This window comes from Lactobacillus delbrueckii subsp. delbrueckii DSM 20074 = JCM 1012 (assembly GCF_001433875.1).
GTDB lineage: Bacteria > Bacillota > Bacilli > Lactobacillales > Lactobacillaceae > Lactobacillus > Lactobacillus delbrueckii.
The window spans coordinates 1-3,996 of the sequence record NZ_AZCR01000030.1 but is presented as its reverse complement, the minus strand read 5'-3'; the positions used below and the strand labels follow the sequence as shown (position 1 = coordinate 3,996).

Sequence of the window (3,996 nt, the reverse complement as noted above, 5' to 3'; positions counted from 1 at the left end):
TGTGATAAAGGCAGCGTAGAACGGCACAACGGGCTTATCAGACGCTATATTCCCAAGGGAGACCGTATGGATAAGTACAGTATGGAAGATATTGCTAAGATCGAGGTATGGTGCAACTTTCTTCCTCGGAAGATCTTAAACTACAAGACTCCAGAAGAGTACTTTGACACCGAACTTGACGGCATTTACCGGCGTAGATAGTCAAAATCTACCAGATGTTATGGTAAGTGTTCAATTTATTCTTGCAATTGGCGAACCAATCTCTATCCTTTTGATGGGGACTGATACTGGGGCTTTGGGCAGAACCTACAAAGGCCGAACTGACTCCATTATGGTTGCGGTCTTAAATCCTAAGACTAAGAAGACAACCCTGGTCAGTTTTGAAAGAGACATGCAGGTCAACCTACCGGATTACCCAGAATATTCACCATCAAAGCTAAATGCAGCTTATGCATACGGGAATGCTAAAGAATTAGCCAAGGTCTTGAAGAAGTACTTCAATATTCCAATCAACGCCTATGTCTTGATCAATATGGGGGGCTTGAAGACCATTATCAACAAGGTTGGCGGGGTCGACATTACGCCAAACTTATCCTTCACTTATGAAGGCTACACCTTTACTAAGGGCGAAAAGACTCACATGGATGGGGCTAAAGCCTTAGCCTACTCCAGAATGCGTTACGATGACCCAGAAGGCGACTATGGCCGGCAAAAGCGACAAAGACAAATCTTAGCAGCTTTAATGAAGAAGGCAGAAAGTGCAACGACTTTGCTTAATACCAGCTTCATTTCGTCTTTGTCTAAGCAAGTCCAAACTGACATGACTTTCTCTGACATGACTAGTTTGGCCAAGAACTACCTGGCAGCTACCAAAAATCTGGAATCAGATTACACTCATGGGACTGGCTACATGGAAGATGGCGTGTAATACCAAAACATTTCAACTGCTGAACGGCAAAGAATCATTAACTTGATTCGGAAGGCCATGGGCTTAAAAACTAAAAAAGTAAGTTAATAAACTAAAGTCGGACATTGGATCCTACTTTTTGTATAATTAAGGTAAAGTTTTTTTTAGAAAGGAGTAGGCCGATGAAAAGAGTTATTACTTATGGTACTTTTGACCTGCTTCACTATGGCCATATTAACTTATTGCGCCGGGCTAAAGCCTTGGGCGACTATTTAATCGTGGCCTTGTCAACGGACGAATTTAACTGGAATTCAAAACATAAGAAGACCTATTTTTCTTATGAAGAACGTAAGCAGTTGCTTGAAGCAATTAGATATGTTGATCTGGTTATTCCCGAAAAAAGCTGGGATCAGAAAAAGAGCGATATGAAGGAATACCACATTGATACCTTTGTCATGGGGGATGACTGGAAGGGAAAGTTTGATTTTCTAAAAGATGAAGGCGTAAACGTTGTGTATTTGCCACGAACGCCAGAAATCAGCTCATCTAAGATTAAGCATGACCTTTATGATGCGAATGAGGTAAGTGAAAGTAAGTTGTCTCACGATGATCTCAATACTAATCCCCAGTAAAGATCATTGAGTTTAGAAGCTAAAAAGGATTCAAGTTTTTAACTTGAATCCTTTTTAGCTTCTATCTTAATAGCTTAAAGCGCGCTTGCTGCCACTTAGCCATTTCAGGGTTGAATAATGATACCAGAAGTTCTTGGCACTCATAGATGCCTTTTTACCGGTCCAGGGATCGTTGTAGTAAATTTTAGAGCGGTTGTAACCAGTTAAGAGCAAGGCATGGTTTGGAAAGTGGTCGACCAATTGTTGCTACTTTTTAGACTTAAAAATCCAGAACTTGCTGGCCACGTAGTTTAAGACGATCACCACAACATTAGAAACGATCTTGATCACCATGTCGTTTAAGCCCATCTGCTCGGCAAAGATGAACATGATCAGCCAGTCTAAGATCCCGGTGCCCAGCCGCGCCGCGAAGAAGGCCAGGATTTCCTTCCAGTAGTCTTCAAAGGTTTCGGCTTCGCTATGAAAGACCCACTTGCGGTTGGTGAGGTAGGCAAAGAGGACTGAGGCAAACCAGGCAATGATGTTGCTGACCATCATGTAGACGTGGAAGACGCGGTAAAAGAGCCAGTAGGCGACGATGTTAACGACGGTGGTTAAGACGCCGAAGATGACGTAGGGGATCATGTCTTTATATTTGTCCCAGAGCTGATTGATTTTTTCTTTGTCCATGTTTGATACTCCAATTTTATGTATTGTTGTAATTAAAAGCACTAATATAAAGAATAGCACAGAGCAGAACTTTAGAAAAATGATCTTGTGATATTGATAATAAAATTAATAATCACAACTTTTGTTGATAAGTCGACTAATGGTATAAAATATGTAGAAAGGAATTCGTAAGGGGAAGTGAAAAAATGTATCATGAACTGGCTTTGCTGATCCGCTTTGTGGTCATTGGCGCCTGTGTTTTGGCAGGCTACTGGGCTATCCGCACGGGGAACTCCTTTTTGCGGTTGGTAGTAACGGTTATCTATGGCTGTGCTTTGATCTACTATGTGTTTGCATCAAGAATGCTGACGGCTGCTGTCTACTACTGGCAGCATCCGGCCCAAATGGCCGCCGGCTCAGAGGTTTTGAAAGACCCGGCCTTTTGGAAGTGGGGGCTGAAAAAAGTCTTTGCCAGCTCAAACTATGGCGGCCGCTACGGCTTTTTGATGAATGTTCTGCTCTTCATGCCCTTGGGTTACATTATTCCATCCTGGTCCAAGTGGCTGCATAGCATCATGATCACCACATTTATGGCCTTCTGCCTGTCCTGGTTTATTGAACATTTCCAGCGGATGACAGGGCTGGGCATATATGATGTTAACGACATGATCGCCAACACCATGGGTGCCTTCTTAGGAGCCGTAGCAATCATGCCGACCTTGTGGATGTGGGACATCCAGGCCAGAAAACTCCGCAAGGCCCGGGAACACGCGAAAGCTGAAGCCAAGGGGGAAGCAGAAGCTGCCCGTTTGGACCGGGTCAGCCGGCAACTGGCTAACCCAACTGAAAAGGTACCGAAGGTTAAGATGAGCCGGAAGGACTACCGGCAAAGACACGGCGACGAAGCCGATTAAGGAGCAAATCATGTTGCTGCGCGCGGTTGAGCTGCATAACTTTCGCGGTTATCGCAATTTTAAGCTGAAATTCGCCCCCTTGACCAGTCTCTTAGGTGAAGGGGAAGTGGGCAAGAAGACCATCCTGCGGGCTCTGGACATTTTTTCAACGGCCCTTTGGCTAAGCGGCCTTTGAAGCTGCAAGACTTAAATGAGAAAGCCCTCAAGACCGGGGACTGGCAAATTGCTATCACTTGCTATTTCGATGATTTTGCTATCAAAAAGTCCTTTGACCTTAAGCGATATTTGGAAGAAAGCGACAGCTTCGCGGAAGAAGGCGGAGACTTTCAGCCAGTTACGGACCAAAACCGGGGCCGCTACCGGCAGCTTTCAGCCAGCATGCCCCTGTATGTCTTTTTTGATGAAGAGTCAAAGGCGGCCAGCCCCTTGAACTTCGTGGCCCGCAGCGCTATTAGGGACAAGGCAGCGGAAATCAAGGAAATTCAGGACTACCTGGACGACCGCCTGGGCCGCAGTCTCTCCCAGCTTCTGGCCAACTACCGGGACTTGGGTGAACCAGATCCCCAGTTTGTCTTCCAGGATCCCAACCTGGCTGAACTAATCAAGCAGCGTGAAAAGGTCGGGGTGACTGGAACGGCCAAGGTCAGCCGGATTATTCTGGTCTTTCTTTTAGCCCAAAGTGAAAATGCCAGCATCGACAACGTGGTCTATGCCTTTGAAGCGAATGATTTGTCGGAGGAAGATGAAGCCTTGTTGGCCCAGGCCCTGCTTAAACTGGTCGCTAAGAACAAACAAGTCATCTTGATTCCGCGCACTGATGTGACCCCCAAAATTGGGACAATTTAGTATTACGCCGTTAAGGTTGTTAAAACATGATTCCGATATTCAATCGGGG

The 3,996-nt window shown here is 45.3% G+C and carries 5 protein-coding genes and 2 pseudogenes; 6 read left to right on the top strand and 1 reads right to left on the bottom strand.

Going from position 1 to position 3,996, the window contains the following annotated elements:
* The 3 genes and pseudogenes from FD23_RS10485 to tagD form a co-directional block, all read left to right on the top strand.
* Positions 1–201 (top strand): annotated as a pseudogene (locus FD23_RS10485) (IS30-like element ISL7 family transposase); the annotation flags it as partial.
* Positions 202–256: 55 nt separating this feature from the next.
* Positions 257–1,015: pseudogene (locus FD23_RS05365) on the top strand (LCP family protein); the annotation flags it as partial.
* A 74-nt stretch (positions 1,016–1,089) separates the two neighbouring features.
* Positions 1,090–1,539 carry a glycerol-3-phosphate cytidylyltransferase gene (gene tagD / locus FD23_RS05360; protein WP_025896504.1) on the top strand — a complete coding sequence of 150 codons (450 nt, stop codon included), beginning with the start codon at positions 1,090–1,092 and terminating at the stop codon, positions 1,537–1,539.
* 246 nt (positions 1,540–1,785) lie between these two features.
* On the opposite strand, the gene FD23_RS05355 is transcribed toward tagD, so the two are convergent.
* A complete protein-coding gene (locus tag FD23_RS05355; protein ID WP_025896503.1) occupies positions 1,786–2,208 on the bottom strand; it encodes a GtrA family protein in 423 nt (140 codons plus the stop codon).
* Between the two features lie 185 nt (positions 2,209–2,393).
* Between FD23_RS05355 and FD23_RS05350 the strand changes: the two genes are divergently transcribed.
* Genes FD23_RS05350 through FD23_RS09350 form a run of 3 tightly spaced genes read left to right on the top strand, consistent with a single transcriptional unit; the run spans position 2,394 to position 3,947 of the window.
* Positions 2,394–3,101 carry a VanZ family protein gene (locus tag FD23_RS05350; protein WP_025896502.1) on the top strand — a complete coding sequence of 236 codons (708 nt, stop codon included), beginning with the start codon at positions 2,394–2,396 and terminating at the stop codon, positions 3,099–3,101.
* 10 nt (positions 3,102–3,111) lie between these two features.
* Entirely contained in the window at positions 3,112–3,276 is a 165-nt protein-coding gene (locus FD23_RS10480) for an AAA family ATPase (RefSeq protein WP_215429753.1), read from the top strand.
* The gene (locus tag FD23_RS09350) at positions 3,258–3,947 is read left to right on the top strand and encodes a hypothetical protein (RefSeq protein WP_230844904.1); all 690 of its coding nucleotides are present in this window, start codon (positions 3,258–3,260) and stop codon (positions 3,945–3,947) included. The genes FD23_RS10480 and FD23_RS09350 overlap by 19 nt, the downstream gene beginning before the upstream one ends.
* The last annotated feature ends 49 nt before the right edge of the window (positions 3,948–3,996 follow it).